The sequence below is a fragment of the Vibrio sp. 10N.286.51.C3 genome, assembly GCF_003050065.1.
Lineage (GTDB): Bacteria > Pseudomonadota > Gammaproteobacteria > Enterobacterales > Vibrionaceae > Vibrio > Vibrio crassostreae.
Genome location: NZ_PIGC01000002.1, coordinates 280,006 through 294,767 on the forward strand (window position 1 = coordinate 280,006; position 14,762 = coordinate 294,767).

Below are 14,762 nucleotides of genomic sequence, written 5' to 3' on the forward strand. Positions count from 1 at the left end.
TACTTTTCTTTTTATATATGCCCAAGATTTCACAACTTTGATAGATCTAAACTATCTTATTGATACTGGTAAAGATTAATAAGGATAGTTATGAATAGGTATATCGCAGAAATGTTCGGTACGTTTTGGTTGGTATTAGGGGGTTGTGGTAGTGCCGTGTTGGCCGCTGCTTTTCCAGATGTAGGTATCGGCTTACTCGGGGTCTCCCTCGCCTTCGGTTTAACCGTTCTCACCATGGCTTTCGCTATTGGCCATATATCCGGTTGCCACCTCAACCCTGCTGTTACTATCGGGCTGTGGAGTGGTGGTCGCTTTGATGCTAAAGATGTTGCACCCTACATTATTGCCCAAGTAATTGGCGGTATTATTGCGGGTGGCGTTTTATTCGTTATTGCTTCAGGCCAAGCTGGTTTTGATGCTGTCTCGTCAGGCTTTGCTTCAAATGGTTATGGTGAGCACTCTCCGGGCGGCTACTCGCTCACAGCAGCTCTCGTTTGTGAAGTAGTCATGACCATGGTGTTTCTTTTCGTGATTATGGGTGCAACGGACTCGAAAGCACCTGCTGGATTTGCACCGATCGCAATTGGTCTCTGTTTAACCTTGATCCACCTTATCAGCATCCCTGTAACCAATACCTCCGTGAACCCTGCTCGAAGTACTGGTGTGGCGGTGTTTGTAGGTGATTGGGCTATTTCGCAATTATGGTTATTCTGGGTGGCACCGATTATTGGTGCTGTGATTGGCGCGATGATCTACAAAGCGGTAAGAGGTTCTGATTAGGCTCTCTGATTCACAAAAAACACATTCAATCAACACAAAGCCGCTAAATTAGCGGCTTTGTGTTTTATGTCGTTTAGTTACTTATCAAGCTCTATCTGTATCTTCCTATCACACCTGTCACCATTAGCTTAATAACTTTTGGTTAACAAGACTATTCCATCGAATCATTAGCCGCAGGTATCTGGGCTACGCATAATGCACCTCATTCCCTATACCGATGGACATAACAATGAAAAAAACATTACTTGTACTAGCAATCTCTTCTTTAACGGCAACAACAGTTTTCGCTAGTGAATCAGCACCAACCCCAGAATTAATGCCAGAACCAATTAAGACCGAGTTTTTTGTAGGTGGTGGTTTAGGCTACCACTCTGCTAAAGCTCAAATTTCAGGGCCTGGCTTTAAAGAAAGTGAAACAGCCAAAGGCACTGCTTTTCACATTCGTGGCGGTGCTTATATTCAAGAAAATCACCGAATTACTGGTACAGTTAACTTCACCGGTGACAATGAACTGGTCAACTATAACTGGGGACAAGGAGATGTTACGACTCTTGACTTAAACCAAACTGAATTCTTAGTTTCATACGACTATGTTCATGCTCTGAACAATGATTTCTCAGTTTTCGGTGGTGCATCAACAGGTTTTGTTAAAAATAAGCTAACCATTAAAGATACAGAGCTTGGAAAGGAAAGTGGAAGTGAAACCGATTTTGTTTTCGGTCTTCAAGCAGGTGTTCAATACAAGATCATGAAAAACGTTTCTGCCGATTTCCAATATCGCCATATGTTTGAATCATATTCTGAGTCAGTAGAAGATGTGAAACTATCGGTTCCAAATAACAGCGAATTTACCGTGTCTGTCGACTACCGATTCTAACTGGGTTAGTCATATTCAGTTGAAGTGAATATAGGGAAGATATTCAGACTGCCTTAATAAAGAAAAAGCCGCTTAGTGATGATTCACCAAGCGGCTTTTTTAGATCTTATGACGACCGAGTAAGGAGTGCGAAAGCGTGGTGCCATCCACCAGCTCTAGCTCACCACCAACGGGAACACCATGAGCGATACGGCTTGCGTTCACTTCATGGGCATTACATAGCTCAGCAATGTAGTGCGCTGTCGCTTCCCCTTCAACTGTTGGGTTAGTCGCTAGGATTACTTCAGAGATATCACCACGGCGTAAGCGGTAGTCCAGAACATCGAGACCGATATCACTTGGACCAATACCATCAAGTGGTGAAAGGTGACCCATAAGCACAAAGTAACGACCAGAATATTGGCCTGTTGCTTCGATAGCTGCAATGTCTGCTGGGCTCTCTACTACACAGATTTGACCATTTTCCTGACGTTTGGGATTGGTACAAATGTGGCAGGTATCTTCTTCAGTAAAAGTACGGCACTCATTACAGTGACCAATTTCGGTCATTGCTTGGCTAAGAGCTTCAGCCAACTGTAGGCCGCCTTTTCTATCGCGCTGTAACAAATGAAAGGCCATACGCTGCGCCGACTTGGGGCCAACCCCAGGTAGACAACGTAAGGCCTCCATCAAATGCTCCAGCATATGACTGGTACGCATATTTAACCGTTCTAATTTTCAAGTAACGATTTACTCAAGATAAACCGCAGCTTGAATAAACCTTTAGAAATAGTTTCTTAGAAAGGCATCTTCATACCTGGTGGAAGTTGCATTCCGCCAGTTACGCTAGCCATTTTCTCTTTTTGAGTTTCTTCAACGCGACGAGCCGCATCGTTGAAAGCAGCAGCGATAAGATCTTCAAGCATCTCTTTATCGTCTTCCATTAGGCTTTCATCGATATCAACACGGCGAACGCTGTGGCTACCAGTGATCGTTACTTTTACAAGGCCAGCACCTGACTCACCTGTAACTTCCATATTTGCGATTTCTTCTTGAAGCTTTTGCATGCGCTCTTGCATTTGCTGGGCTTGCTTCATCATGTTGCCCATACCGCCTTTACCAAACATGTTAATACTCTCTGGTCTAATTGGTTTATTAAAATTAATTAAGCTATACGTGCTTAAATGGGGGTTAAGCCAGTGCGATTCAACCCCTCGATGTTCAGTTCTCAGATTTGCTTATCTGGGATGATATGCAAGTCACTAAACGAGAAAATGTTCTAGATAGGACGAACGCTGTCTCTGTCGAGTTCTGCAGCAAAACGTCTTTCGATAAACTGTACGTTGGCATCGTTTTCCAAACTGGTAAACGCGTCTTTCAACTTGCCTTGGTACAACCTTTCTCGTAATTCTAGTGGTGTTTCTCCACCATCACCGATTTCAACACTCAAATGACACTCTTCTCCGAGCACTGTATTGAGAGACTGCAATAGCTCACTCTGTGCACGGTCCGTATTCAAGTGAGCTTGGCTCGCCCTTAACGTTAAAGTGATTGATGTGTCGTTTTTAGCAAACACTGAGTTCAATGCTAACTGTTCAACAAGCTTGGCTGTCTCTAGCTTTTGAATCGTAGCGGACCATTCATCTTGAGCAATCGACTCTTGAAGCAATTTATCGACCATTTCTGGTGTCTTAATATGCTCTAACGCACGCTTGATCTGAGTAGGTGTAAGCTCTTTGCTCACCTCTTTCACTACAGGTTTAGACGGTTTCCAGCGATAAGGTTCATTATCGTTGGTCACATTTTCTGTCGAAGAGGCTGACAAAGAAGCTGGCGACACCCGCTCAGAACCACCGTGTTGCTGAGCAACTCGATCAAGAACTGAAGTTTTAGCTGGTGTCGCTTTAGCCTTTTTTGGCGCCGAGCCTTTGTTTTCTGTTGCCGAACTGCCTCTACGTTGAGAACGTAATTGGTGGCGTAAACCACTCACAGGCGAAGTTGCACGCGCTGGCTGCTCTTGCGGAGCAGAAGGTGCAGCGCTTGGCTGTTGAACCGGACTCTGGTTTTGATAATTCGTTTGTTGCTGCTGAGGCTGCTCTGCACCGTAACTTGGACGCTCATCATAAGCAGGAGGCGCGTCATACTGGCTATGCGGGTAATCCTGCTCTGGATAACCTTGGTTGCCTGAGTGATCAGCGTAACCTTGCGAATCTGAATACTGTGCTTGATTCTGCTGCGGAGCCTGTTGTACGGGTTGCTGCTGCATAGGCTGCTGTTGAGGCGCCTGTTGTTGCATCTGAGGCTGTCTCGGAGCTGCCATTGGCGCAGATTGGCTAACAGGCTGAGCAACGCTCTGAGCTTGAGCTGCTGGCGCTGGACTTGTTGACTGAGTCGAGATTACCGTAGCAACCGCTTGTTCAGCCGGTCTAAATGCCAACATGCGTAAAACCACCATCTCAATACCAACGCGAGCGGTTGGCGATAATGGTAAGTCTTCACGACCCTTCAACACGATCTGGTAGTAGAGTTGAATGTCTTGTGGACTTAGCGCTTTACTCAACAGTTCTAGCTTCTCAGCATCCGGCTGTGCTTTATCTAAGGTTGACGGCAGAGCTTGGAACATCGCCAAACGATGCAGTTGAGTCGCAAGCTGATTCAACAAACCATCCCACTCTACGCCATTCTCAGCAAGACTTTGGATACACGCCATCGCTTGTTGTGGCTGCTTACTGCTGATCGCTTCAAGCAAGTGGATAGCTTGGTCGGTATCTAGCGTGCCAAGCATGTGAGCCACGGTGTCTGTCACGACATTGCCGTTACCTAATGCGATAGCTTGGTCCGTAAGGCTTAGCGCATCACGCATACTGCCGTCAGCAGCATGAGCAATCATCCCAAGCGCACGAGACTCAGACGTCACACTCTCTTGTTCAAGAATGTGGTCAAGCTGCTCGTGAATATTATCAACGCTGATCGGCTTAAGATGGAACTGCAGACAACGCGACAAGATAGTCACAGGAAGCTTTTGTGGATCGGTCGTTGCGAGCAAGAATTTCACATACTCAGGCGGCTCTTCTAACGTCTTTAGAAGCGCGTTGAAACTATGCCTAGAAAGCATGTGTACTTCATCGATAAGGTAAACTTTGAAGCGACCACGCGCCGGCTTGTACTGAACATTGTCCAGAAGCTCGCGGGTATCTTCTACCTTTGTACGTGATGCCGCATCGATCTCTAGCAAGTCAACAAAACGACCTTCATCGATCTCTTTACAGGTTGCACATTCACCACAAGGTGTAGAGGTAATGCCTGTTTCACAGTTTAGACCCTTAGCAAATAAACGGCCGATAGTCGTTTTACCGACACCTCGAGTCCCGCTGAACAAGTATGCATGATGCAACCTGTTTTGGCTAAGTGCATTCTCTAATGCTGTTAAAACATGGGCTTGACCAACCACTTCTTTAAATTTGGTTGGTCGCCATTTTCGCGCTAACGCAAGATAGCTCATGAATAATTCCGAAAAGGATTAGTGACCGTCGAATTCGCAGATGCTAAACACTTCTAGACCTAAGCCTTGTAAGCGCTTGTCACCACCGATTTCTGGAAGGTTAATAACAAATGCAGCGTGTTCTACCACACCACCTAGCTGACGAATCAACTTTGTTGTTGCTTCAATCGTACCGCCCGTTGCTAGCAAATCATCAACCATCAACACTTTATCGCCTTCAACGATAGCGTCAGTGTGGATTTCTAGCGTATCAGTGCCGTACTCAAGCTCATAAGATTGTGCCACAGTTTCACGAGGCAGCTTGCCCGGTTTACGAACAGGGATAAAACCAACACCTAGCTCAAGTGCCAAAGGCGCACCAAATAGGAAACCACGAGCTTCAGTACCAACGATCTTAGTAAAGCCCATGTCCTTGTATGTTTCCGCTAGCAGATCGATAGTCGCTTTGTAAGCTGCTGGATCTTCCATCAAGCTTGTTACGTCACGGAACAAAATACCCGCTTTAGGGTAATCAGGAATGCTTTTGATGCTTGCTTTGATCAGAGAGATTTTTTCTGTGTTCATAATCTTATGCACTTCATTAGGCCGCTTTCCAAACTCTCGTTAACGAATTAAACATCAACGTTCGAAATTAAGGAAAGGTACGATTGGTATTCATTGCAACGAGAGTCATAACTCTGGTTGCTGAAATAATAAACGCCCGCTATACAAGCAGGCACACTGGCTTAATGGTAGTGATTTTCTTTGCTGTCAGCAACCAACTCATGAGTTGGAAGTCGCATAAACCATGTGAGAAGAATAACAAGTACGCAAATTAGGAAAGCCTTGACCCAAATGATAGGGGCAAAGTAGATCGATAACGCAAAACTCAACAAGATAAAGAATACGCCACGCGTTTTAACTTGTTTAGTCACAGCACCGTGCTGATACCAATTGTTCAGTAACGGGCCGAGCGTTTTATGCTCATGCATCCATTTGTGAACTTTAGGGTTACTTCGCATGAAGCATGCGCTAGCAAGAAGGAGGAAAGGTGTTGTGGGCAGAACGGGTAAAACTATCCCTAAAACTGCAAGAAATATACAAAGGCCACCAGCAATATTGAGGCTTAAAACTCGAACGCTAATTGTGGCCTCCTTGAGTTAGCTATCGCCAATTGGCGACGATAACGTCACTAGAATGTTGCGTAACCATTGAATACACGGATCAACGTAAGTGTTGCTGGTAGCAATGGAATCATTAAAAATGCGGCTAAAAATCCTAAAAAGTAGAATACATTAAACGGGTCTTGAAAGTCTTTGTTATCTGCCATGATTACTTCTTGTTTTTGTTAGTAAAGGTAAGTGTCTGGCGAACCAAACCCGCTTTGCTAAATCGACATTTAACAAAAAAGGCATAGCAACACCATTTGCGCAACTATACCTTAATCAATTATTCACAAAAACCGAGGAAATATAGGGTTAATCAGTAGACCCTTGATGTATGTCTAAGCTAAAACTCGCCGAACCAAGCAGGCTCAACGAAAGTTGGCAGCCCTGTTCAATCGGCAGATCCCGTGTAATGAAGTTCTTCTTACAATTCTCACCTAAGCGTTCGCCCGCGGCAATATGTTGATTCAATTCACCATTAGACCATTGTCCATCTAAACCCGCAGGCAAAATAGAGATAGTACCCTCGGCAAGATTGGCGACACCAAACAAAGCGTTAACGGGCGTTGCGCATTTCGAGCACTCAATCCCCTTCTCTAAAATCTCGGCAATATCTTTGAGATCAACATTAAAATCTTTTCGATTTCTTATGTAATCGTGGAATAAGGCTCTCACCAGAAGTGTTGACGCTGAACTGCCATTATCGGCAGAAGACGAATCAACGAGGTAAAAAGCAAATTGCCCATTCATCATCCAAGCATAATCAAAGACGAGTGGCATCATCTCTGTTGATTGCAGTAGTCGGTAACTGCAACGCCATGAACCTTGTCGTGTGTCTTTCTCTGGTAGCAACGCGTGCAATAAGTCTCTTGCCGCACTAGGGTTCTCTTGCAGGTAATTCAGGTGCCAATGTAGCTCTTGGTCTTCAGGGATCTCTCCCCCGTCATCAACGCAGAACCATTGGCTTGAAAAATCTCGTTGGTCTGAAATGTTATCGAACGAATCTGTCAATGTATTCGCAATCGCACTTCCTAAGTGACCGTGATCCTCTAACGGTTTCGCTAAAAAATCTTTAATACCAAATCGCAATGCTTTCGCCACATCAGACATGTCATCTGTGCCGGACACAACGATCATAGGCAGCGACGGGTACTCTAAACTGAGCTCTTCCACAAGCTCGATGCCATCAAGTATCGGCATTGATAAGTCACACACAATTAAATCTGGCGCTGAGTCTCTAAGCTTTTGCAGAGCGTCCAGCCCATTTTCAGCCTCAACCACTTTATAACCAACCTTGTCTAGGTATGCGCTGGTTATCCGGCGAAAAATAGGATCATCATCAACCAACATCACGCATTTTTGGTTAATTACTTCCTGAGCCGAGGTCATTACTGGCTGACTGTGAGTTTTGTACATAATCTATAACCTCACAAAACTAAGTCGAATTATTATTGTTATCTGTTCTAAGAACTAATATAAAACTTAGTAATAAAATGCTAAATACACAAATTTGCACTCTTTGCTGGTAATTCGTGACGAGGGTTGGAATACTTGTAAATAGTGCAACGAGTTGACGTAACGCAAACATTGATCTCACTGTTACGTATAAATTAGATGAGATTGTAAACAAATGTGTCTGGATTTATGAAATTAGATGATTTAAACCTCTTTCGACTCGTCGTTGAAAATGGGAGCTACACCGCAACATCGCGCAAGACTATGATTCCGGTTGCGACCATCACACGACGCATCCAAGCCTTAGAAGACTCTTTGAACCTTAGGCTTCTCAATAGACACGCGCGTAAACTTTCTTTAACAGAGGCTGGCGAACGTTTCTACAATGAATGCTCTCCGTTATTGCAGCGTCTCTCTTCTACTGCTGAAGAGTTAACTGACGTGTGCAAAGGAGCTTCCGGTAAGATTCGTATTACGGCACCTTCCAACCTGACCAAGCGCATGATGATGCCAATGTTCAGCGATTTCATGACTCAATACCCTGATATCAATATTGAGCTGATGATGAACAACCAAGCGGATCAGCTGGACCCAACTGAGTGGGACGTGATTTTCCGTGTCGGCCCACAACGTGATTCAAGCCTAATCGCTCGAAAAATCAGTGAAGTAAAAGATATTCTTATCGCGAGCCCTGAGTATTTAGCGAAGAACCCAGCACCAAGCCATGCTGAAGAGCTAGCGAACCATTCGCTACTCAAAGGCTACCCGCTGATTAAGTGGCAGCTGAGTAATTCGAATGAAGAGACGGTGGTGAATAGCGAGAAAGGCCGTTTCAATGCGAATGCGCTTAATGTCGTGAGACAAGCCTGTTCAGAAGGCCTAGGTATCACCCTAATGCCTGACGTGATGATCCGTGAATACATTGAAGATGGCAGCTTAGTCCAAGTCTTAGAAGACTGGAGCGCTAACCCTCGTGATATTTACATGCTTTATAACCACAAAGACCATCTACCAGAGAAAGTTAGATTGTTTATTGATTTTGTGATCGCGTACCACATTCATTAAGGTCAATCCCCTTCTCCGTAAACAAAAAAACCAGAGCCGATGCTCTGGTTTTTTATATTCTTGCCACTAACGAAAACTAAGCACCTTCGTTGTGTAACTCTAGGTTCGCTAGATCTTGTTGAATCTCACGCTGAACCTTTGAGTCGTCATTACGCAAAGAGTCTAGGAAATCTAGGTACGCTTGGTCGATATCACCCGTTACATACTCGCCGTTAAATACAGAAGTATCGAAACGAGAAATGTCTTGATTGCCCATGCCCACTGCCGAAATCAGATCTGGTAGTGTTTGGAAAATCAAGGCATCTGCGCCAATCTGCTTACAAATCGTTTCGTTATCACGACCATGAGCAATCAGCTCTGTCGCGCTCGGCATATCAATACCGTAAACGTTAGGGAAGCGAACCTCTGGAGCTGCTGAAACCATGAACACTTTGTTTGCGCCAGAATCACGAGCCATTTCAATGATCTGCTCTGATGTTGTGCCGCGAACGATAGAGTCATCAACCAATAGAACGTTCTTACCTTTAAACTCAGAACGGATTGCGTTCAGCTTACGGCGAACCGACTTCTTACGCTGTTGCTGACCAGGCATAATGAACGTGCGGCCAACATAACGGTTTTTTACGAAACCTTGACGGTATGGCTTATTGATCGCTTGAGCGATTCGCAGCGCAATATCGTTTGATGTTTCAGGGATTGGGATAACCACATCAATATCTAAGTCTGCGTACTCTTCTTTAATACGCTTACCAAGCATCTCACCCATCTCAACGCGTGCGCTGTAAACCGAGATTTTATCGATGAATGAATCTGGGCGTGCAAAGTATACAAACTCAAAGATACATGGGTTTAGTTGTGGGTTGTCTGCACATTGCTTAGTGAAAAGCTCACCGTCGAATGTTGCGTAGATAGCTTCACCTGGCGCTACGTCGCGCATGAAGTCGAAGCCAACAGCATCGAGTGCTACCGATTCAGACGCAACCATGTACTCTGTTTTACCATTAACTTCACGCTTACCAAGACACAGTGGACGAATACCATGTGGGTCACGGAATGCGATCATACCGTGGCCGATGATCATCGCAGTTACGGCGTAAGCACCGCGAATTGTGCGGTGCACATTTGCCACAGCGCGGAAAACATCATCCGAAGTCACGTTACCTTTAACAGTATCGATCTCATGAGCCAATACGTTCAGTAGAACTTCAGAGTCAGAGGTTGTGTTTACATGGCGACGGTCTTTTTCGAACAACTTCTCACGAACTTCGTTTGCGTTCGTCAGGTTACCGTTGTGCGCCAACGTAATGCCAAAAGGAGAGTTTACGTAGAAAGGCTGAGCTTCAGACGCACTTGAACTACCCGCTGTAGGATAACGAACATGGCCAATACCAACTTCACCTTGTAGGCGCTGCATGTGTTTTGCTTCAAAAACATCTTTTACTAAACCGTTCGCCTTACGCAGACGGAAACGATTGCTTTCTATGGTACAAATACCAGCGGCATCTTGGCCACGATGCTGCAATACCGTTAAAGCGTCATAAATAGACTGGTTTACAGGTGTTGAACCCACGATTCCAACAATACCACACATGTCCTAATCCTCGATTTTTCGACATTAACTGGCGCTAGAGCGCGCCAGATAAGAAACTAGATGTTGCTTGTAAATGCTCGAAGAACGGCGCAATGATTCGACTAAATTCCGGAACCAATTGCGAATTCTTCCACCACTCAGAACTTGGGAATGCAGTAAACGCATCCATGAAAAACAACACTGCAGAAACAATCAAAACACCACGTAAGCCACCAAAGACGACACCGAGGATTCTGTCTGTACCTGACAGGCCTGTTTTCTGAACTAGCTGACCGATGACATAGTTAACTAAGGCACCAACAACTAACGTTGCAACAAACAATGCTGCTATCGCAGTTCCGTTTCGAAACATCTCATCTTCGATATTGGTGAAGTACATCGCTAATTTAGCGTAGTACTGGCTAGCAATAAAAAATGCTCCAAACCAAATTACGAGTGACAAGGCTTCTTTAGCGAAACCACGAACTAAACTGATCACGGCAGAGAAGCCGATCACGCCTAAAATGACAAAATCTAACCAATTCATGAATTCTTCATCTTAAGTTGGCGCGCATTTTAACAGAAAAAATGCTGACGCAAACGTTTTCTTATGGATTTAACGGTTTAAATTTGAGCAATTGGCCTTTTGAACCCGTAATTTTTTCTAATTCCTTAATTTGTCGCTCAAGTTTGGATTTAGAGACATCCGGGCCAATAATTACTCGCGTAAAAGTTTTTTCTTGCTTGGTGTGAGCCTGATAACCACGCTTTTGCAGATCCTCAACAACGTTTTTTGCGTTGTCAGCATTCTTCAAAGCCATCAATTGAATAATCCAAGCACTGTCTTGGTATTCATTTTTTTCCGGTACTGGCTTAACTACTACTGCCACTTTGTCAGCTTCTTTATTATTGGAAGAAGACGCGGTTTGCGTGTTTGAATTATCAGTACGACCACTTTCAACCACTTGCTCAACTGGAGAATCCGGTAGCGCTATCTGATCTTCAACGGGATCGAGTACTTCAAACACTTCAACATTACTATCAAGCTCTGGCTTAATCGGAATGCTTGCAAACTCTTCTTTATAGTGGAGCTTCTTACCATCTAGCACATCGGGCAATACAATCACGCCAATGGCCACTAAAATGATGGTGCCGACTAATCGGCTTTGGAATTTACTTGCCATTTAGTTTCCTTTTTTCTGCCAATGCTCCAAGACTTCGCCTACGGTATGGAAAGAACCGACCACCAACACAACATCATCACCTTTAACAGAAGCTAAAGCCGCTTCAAACGCTGCTACAGGGTTTAGATACTGCTCTACACCTTCAGGCAGGCTTTGACACAATTCAGCTGCTGTCGCTGCACGTGGCCCTTGCAATGAAGCTGGATACCAATGAGTTGCGATTGGCGCTAATACTTCCAATGTCGCAGGGATATCTTTGTCATGAAGCATGGCGACTACAACGTGTAAATTTTTACCCGCATACTTTTTCGTAACTTGCTGCGCAAAGTATTCAGCGGAATGCGGGTTGTGCGCCACATCAAGCACAATCACGGGTTGATCACTAATTTGCTGCATACGCCCAGGAAGCTTCGCATTCTTCATGCCGTTAACAACGTTCACGTCGCTAATATTAAGCTCTGATGTGCCCAATGCCATCAGCGCTGTTGCAGCGTTAGGTAACGGCAAGCTCGGAATAGGTAGCGATTCCAGCTGGAATGCACCACTGCGCCAGTTCCACGTATCACCGTCAACATCATAAGTGTATTGAATACCAACTTGATAGAACTCAGCCTTAATGTCATCAGCGTGCGCTGCAACCGTTGCCGGTGGTTTAGGTTGACCACAAATAGCGGGTTTACCACTACGATAAATGCCCGCTTTCTCAAAACCAATCACATTGATGTCATCACCTAGCCAGTCAACATGGTCGACAGCCAAACTAGTAATCACGGAAACATCATGCTCAACGATATTGGTCGCGTCTAGACGTCCGCCTAAACCAACTTCTAATAGCACAACATCAACCGCTTCAGTTTGAAATGCACGTAACGCCGCTAAAGTGCCATATTCGAAAAAGCTCAGGCTGATTTCGCCACGCTCTTTCTCAATAAAATCGAAAGACTGAACCATCTTTTCATCAGAGAGATCTTGGCCGTTGATACGAACACGTTCGTTATAGCGAATTAAGTGAGGAGAGCTGTAGACACCAACTGAGTAACCAGCGTCCAATAGAATCGCTTCCATCAGTGCACATGTTGAGCCTTTGCCATTGGTTCCGGCAACAGTAATAACATGTTGAGCAGGTTTGGTGAGGTTTGCCTTAGAGGCGACGGCCTGAACTCGGTCTAATCCAAGATCAATAGCGCTTGTGTGGATGTTTGATAAATAATCAAGCCACATCTCCAAAGAGGATGTGGCTTGAGGAATAGGTTGTTGACTCATCTAACTCATAACCATAATTAAGTTGGTTTGTTAGAAGGTACTTTACCCTTTTTCTGGCGCTTCTGGTACTTCATAAGTAGCTTCATTCGGTGAATCGTTCACAGAAACTACTAATGGTGAAGGCTGGTTGGTCATTTTAGCAACAAGGCTTGCAACGCGCTGACGCATCTCACGACGGTCAACAATCATGTCGATAGCACCGTGGTCTAGTAGGAACTCACTGCGTTGGAAACCTTCAGGAAGGTCTTCACGTACCGTTTGTTCAATTACACGACGTCCAGCGAAACCGATAAGAGCTTTTGGCTCACCAATGTTGATATCGCCAAGCATCGCCAAACTTGCAGAAACACCACCCATTGTTGGATCAGTCATTACTGAAACAAACGGTAGGCCTTTCGCCGATAAACGCTCTAGAGCAGCACTGGTTTTCGCCATTTGCATTAGAGACATCAATGCCTCTTGCATACGCGCACCACCACTAGCAGAGAAACAAACTAAACCACAGTTGTTCTCGATAGCAGCATCTACCGCTTTCACGAAACGAGCACCTACAACAGAACCCATTGAGCCGCCCATGAATGAGAATTCAAAAGCACACGCTACGATAGGTAAACCAAGCAGTTCGCCTTTCATTGCAACTAGTGCATCTGTCTCACCACTGTTTTTCTGTGCAGCAGAGATACGTTCTTTGTAACGCTTAGAATCTTTAAATTTCAGCTTATCTTGTGGCTCAAGATCAGTACCTAGTTCAACACGTTCACCTTTGTCTAGGAATGTATCCAGACGACGACGTGCTTTCATGCGCATGTGATGGTCACATTTTGGACATACTTCTAGGTTACGCTCTAGTTCAGCATGGTACAGAACCTGCTCACAAGAAGTACATTTAGTCCAAACACCCTCAGGGATAGACGCTTTACGAGATGTTACGATGTTGCTTTTTTCTAAAATCTTTTCAAGCCAACTCATGGAAGACCTTTTTGTTTCGATTCTTCCGCTTGATTGCGAAAGAAATAAATTTGGGAATTATGCGTGGGAATTAAAGCACATAAAACAGCGACTGTAGATAAAAAACTGGTTGTACCTATTTTCTGGGACTATCTTACGCACTAAACCGTAATAATTTTTGAACCTAAGTCTCACATTTAGTTCAAATTATCCGGCAAAAATAGAGGACCAATTGGCTCTCGTGGTAGTTCAAAATGTTCGGGATAATCAACATCCACCAGATACAAACCTTCCGCTTTTGCAGTTGCGCCGGCTACTTTTCGATCTTTAGCTTCTAAAAGCCACTGGATCCACTCTGGTTTCTGCTCACCCTTACCAACGGCAATAAGGCTACCAGTAATATTCCTCACCATGTGGTGAACAAACGCATTCGCTTTAATATCGATCACAATGTAGTGTCCATGGCGAGTCACATTCAAGTGAATCATGTTTCTCCATGGGCTACGGGATTGACAATGTGTTGCCCTGAACGAAGTGAAGTCATTCTCACCAAGTAAGTACTGACCCGCTTCGTGCATTTTTTTCTCATCAAGATGACCATGATAATGGCTCACGCCTGAATTCAAAATGCCTGGGCGAAGTGCATGGTTAAAGATAATGTAGCGATAACGGCGGGCAGTTGCTGAGAAACGAGCATGGAAATCCTCATTCACTTCTGTCGCCCAACGAACCGCAATATCTTTTGGCATGTTGGCATTCGCGCCCATTGTCCATGCCACCATTTTACGATCGACATTAGTTTCAAAGTGAACGACTTGTCCCGTACCGTGAACACCGGCATCTGTACGACCTGCGCACATAACTTCTACAGGGTGATTCGCGACAACTGAAAGAGCCTTTTCCAATTCTTCTTGGACACTTTTCACGTCTCGTTGGCGCTGCCAACCAAAGTAGTGGGTACCGTTATATTCAATACCTAAAGCAATTTTCATGT

Annotated in this window: 16 protein-coding genes; 3 read left to right on the top strand and 13 right to left on the bottom strand. The window is 44.7% G+C overall.

Features of this window, described 5'->3' with window-relative positions; genetic code table 11:
• Positions 1-90 precede the first annotated feature (90 nt).
• Together aqpZ and CWO27_RS02970 are read left to right on the top strand one after the other, a co-directional pair.
• Positions 91-780 (top strand): aquaporin Z, encoded by a 690-nt coding sequence (aqpZ, locus tag CWO27_RS02965; RefSeq protein WP_102433604.1) that lies wholly within the window; start codon positions 91-93, stop codon positions 778-780.
• A gap of 229 nt (positions 781-1,009) precedes the next feature.
• The gene (locus CWO27_RS02970; protein WP_107898528.1) at positions 1,010-1,657 is read left to right on the top strand and encodes a porin family protein; all 648 of its coding nucleotides are present in this window, start codon (positions 1,010-1,012) and stop codon (positions 1,655-1,657) included.
• Between the two features lie 99 nt (positions 1,658-1,756).
• On the opposite strand, the gene recR is transcribed toward CWO27_RS02970, so the two are convergent.
• From recR to CWO27_RS03000, 7 genes are all read right to left on the bottom strand, one after another.
• Positions 1,757-2,356, bottom strand: coding sequence for a recombination mediator RecR (gene recR, locus CWO27_RS02975; RefSeq protein WP_019823189.1), 600 nt, complete (start codon positions 2,354-2,356; stop codon positions 1,757-1,759).
• A 77-nt stretch (positions 2,357-2,433) separates the two neighbouring features.
• Positions 2,434-2,763, bottom strand: a complete 330-nt coding sequence (locus CWO27_RS02980; protein WP_017062338.1) for a YbaB/EbfC family nucleoid-associated protein — start codon at positions 2,761-2,763, stop codon at positions 2,434-2,436.
• A gap of 152 nt (positions 2,764-2,915) precedes the next feature.
• Positions 2,916-5,138, bottom strand: a complete 2,223-nt coding sequence (gene dnaX, locus CWO27_RS02985) for a DNA polymerase III subunit gamma/tau (RefSeq protein ID WP_057622326.1) — start codon at positions 5,136-5,138, stop codon at positions 2,916-2,918.
• Positions 5,139-5,156: 18 nt separating this feature from the next.
• Positions 5,157-5,702, bottom strand: coding sequence for an adenine phosphoribosyltransferase (gene apt / locus CWO27_RS02990; RefSeq protein WP_019823185.1), 546 nt, complete (start codon positions 5,700-5,702; stop codon positions 5,157-5,159).
• A gap of 161 nt (positions 5,703-5,863) precedes the next feature.
• A complete protein-coding gene (locus tag CWO27_RS02995; protein WP_029225617.1) occupies positions 5,864-6,235 on the bottom strand; it encodes a YbaN family protein in 372 nt (123 codons plus the stop codon).
• 74 nt (positions 6,236-6,309) lie between these two features.
• Positions 6,310-6,447, bottom strand: a complete 138-nt coding sequence (locus CWO27_RS23520; protein ID WP_017067606.1) for a hypothetical protein — start codon at positions 6,445-6,447, stop codon at positions 6,310-6,312.
• Between the two features lie 148 nt (positions 6,448-6,595).
• The gene (locus CWO27_RS03000; RefSeq protein ID WP_048660821.1) at positions 6,596-7,699 is read right to left on the bottom strand and encodes a response regulator; all 1,104 of its coding nucleotides are present in this window, start codon (positions 7,697-7,699) and stop codon (positions 6,596-6,598) included.
• A gap of 228 nt (positions 7,700-7,927) precedes the next feature.
• Here CWO27_RS03000 and CWO27_RS03005 point away from each other — a divergent pair, with 228 nt between their 5' ends.
• Positions 7,928-8,803 (top strand): LysR family transcriptional regulator, encoded by an 876-nt coding sequence (locus CWO27_RS03005; RefSeq protein ID WP_048660822.1) that lies wholly within the window; start codon positions 7,928-7,930, stop codon positions 8,801-8,803.
• 76 nt (positions 8,804-8,879) lie between these two features.
• Here CWO27_RS03005 and purF read toward each other — a convergent pair whose 3' ends face one another.
• From purF to truA, 6 genes are all read right to left on the bottom strand, one after another.
• Positions 8,880-10,394 carry an amidophosphoribosyltransferase gene (purF, locus tag CWO27_RS03010; RefSeq protein ID WP_048660823.1) on the bottom strand — a complete coding sequence of 505 codons (1,515 nt, stop codon included), beginning with the start codon at positions 10,392-10,394 and terminating at the stop codon, positions 8,880-8,882.
• A 34-nt stretch (positions 10,395-10,428) separates the two neighbouring features.
• Positions 10,429-10,920, bottom strand: a complete 492-nt coding sequence (locus tag CWO27_RS03015) for a CvpA family protein (protein ID WP_009848678.1) — start codon at positions 10,918-10,920, stop codon at positions 10,429-10,431.
• A gap of 61 nt (positions 10,921-10,981) precedes the next feature.
• Positions 10,982-11,557: an SPOR domain-containing protein gene (locus CWO27_RS03020; protein WP_048660824.1), complete on the bottom strand. Its 576-nt coding sequence runs from the start codon at positions 11,555-11,557 to the stop codon at positions 10,982-10,984.
• Positions 11,558-12,820: a bifunctional tetrahydrofolate synthase/dihydrofolate synthase gene (gene folC, locus CWO27_RS03025; RefSeq protein WP_048662024.1), complete on the bottom strand. Its 1,263-nt coding sequence runs from the start codon at positions 12,818-12,820 to the stop codon at positions 11,558-11,560.
• Between the two features lie 42 nt (positions 12,821-12,862).
• A complete protein-coding gene (accD, locus tag CWO27_RS03030) occupies positions 12,863-13,789 on the bottom strand; it encodes an acetyl-CoA carboxylase, carboxyltransferase subunit beta (RefSeq protein ID WP_010436898.1) in 927 nt (308 codons plus the stop codon).
• Between the two features lie 176 nt (positions 13,790-13,965).
• Positions 13,966-14,760 carry a tRNA pseudouridine(38-40) synthase TruA gene (gene truA / locus CWO27_RS03040; RefSeq protein WP_004734161.1) on the bottom strand — a complete coding sequence of 265 codons (795 nt, stop codon included), beginning with the start codon at positions 14,758-14,760 and terminating at the stop codon, positions 13,966-13,968.
• Positions 14,761-14,762 lie beyond the last annotated feature (2 nt).

What these genes read in the sequence shown, in the direction of transcription:
- aqpZ (WP_102433604.1), top strand. Translation starts at nt 91, where the DNA reads ATGAATAGGTATATCGCAGAAATGTTCGGTACGTTTTGGTTGGTATTA.
- CWO27_RS02970 (WP_107898528.1), top strand. Translation starts at nt 1,010, where the DNA reads ATGAAAAAAACATTACTTGTACTAGCAATCTCTTCTTTAACGGCAACA.
- recR (WP_019823189.1), bottom strand. Translation starts at nt 2,356, where the DNA reads ATGCGTACCAGTCATATGCTGGAGCATTTGATGGAGGCCTTACGTTGT.
- CWO27_RS02980 (WP_017062338.1), bottom strand. Translation starts at nt 2,763, where the DNA reads ATGTTTGGTAAAGGCGGTATGGGCAACATGATGAAGCAAGCCCAGCAA.
- dnaX (WP_057622326.1), bottom strand. Translation starts at nt 5,138, where the DNA reads ATGAGCTATCTTGCGTTAGCGCGAAAATGGCGACCAACCAAATTTAAA.
- apt (WP_019823185.1), bottom strand. Translation starts at nt 5,702, where the DNA reads ATGAACACAGAAAAAATCTCTCTGATCAAAGCAAGCATCAAAAGCATT.
- CWO27_RS23520 (WP_017067606.1), bottom strand. Translation starts at nt 6,447, where the DNA reads ATGGCAGATAACAAAGACTTTCAAGACCCGTTTAATGTATTCTACTTT.
- CWO27_RS03000 (WP_048660821.1), bottom strand. Translation starts at nt 7,699, where the DNA reads ATGTACAAAACTCACAGTCAGCCAGTAATGACCTCGGCTCAGGAAGTA.
- CWO27_RS03005 (WP_048660822.1), top strand. Translation starts at nt 7,928, where the DNA reads ATGAAATTAGATGATTTAAACCTCTTTCGACTCGTCGTTGAAAATGGG.
- purF (WP_048660823.1), bottom strand. Translation starts at nt 10,394, where the DNA reads ATGTGTGGTATTGTTGGAATCGTGGGTTCAACACCTGTAAACCAGTCT.
- CWO27_RS03015 (WP_009848678.1), bottom strand. Translation starts at nt 10,920, where the DNA reads ATGAATTGGTTAGATTTTGTCATTTTAGGCGTGATCGGCTTCTCTGCC.
- CWO27_RS03020 (WP_048660824.1), bottom strand. Translation starts at nt 11,557, where the DNA reads ATGGCAAGTAAATTCCAAAGCCGATTAGTCGGCACCATCATTTTAGTG.
- folC (WP_048662024.1), bottom strand. Translation starts at nt 12,820, where the DNA reads ATGAGTCAACAACCTATTCCTCAAGCCACATCCTCTTTGGAGATGTGG.
- accD (WP_010436898.1), bottom strand. Translation starts at nt 13,789, where the DNA reads ATGAGTTGGCTTGAAAAGATTTTAGAAAAAAGCAACATCGTAACATCT.
- truA (WP_004734161.1), bottom strand. Translation starts at nt 14,760, where the DNA reads ATGAAAATTGCTTTAGGTATTGAATATAACGGTACCCACTACTTTGGT.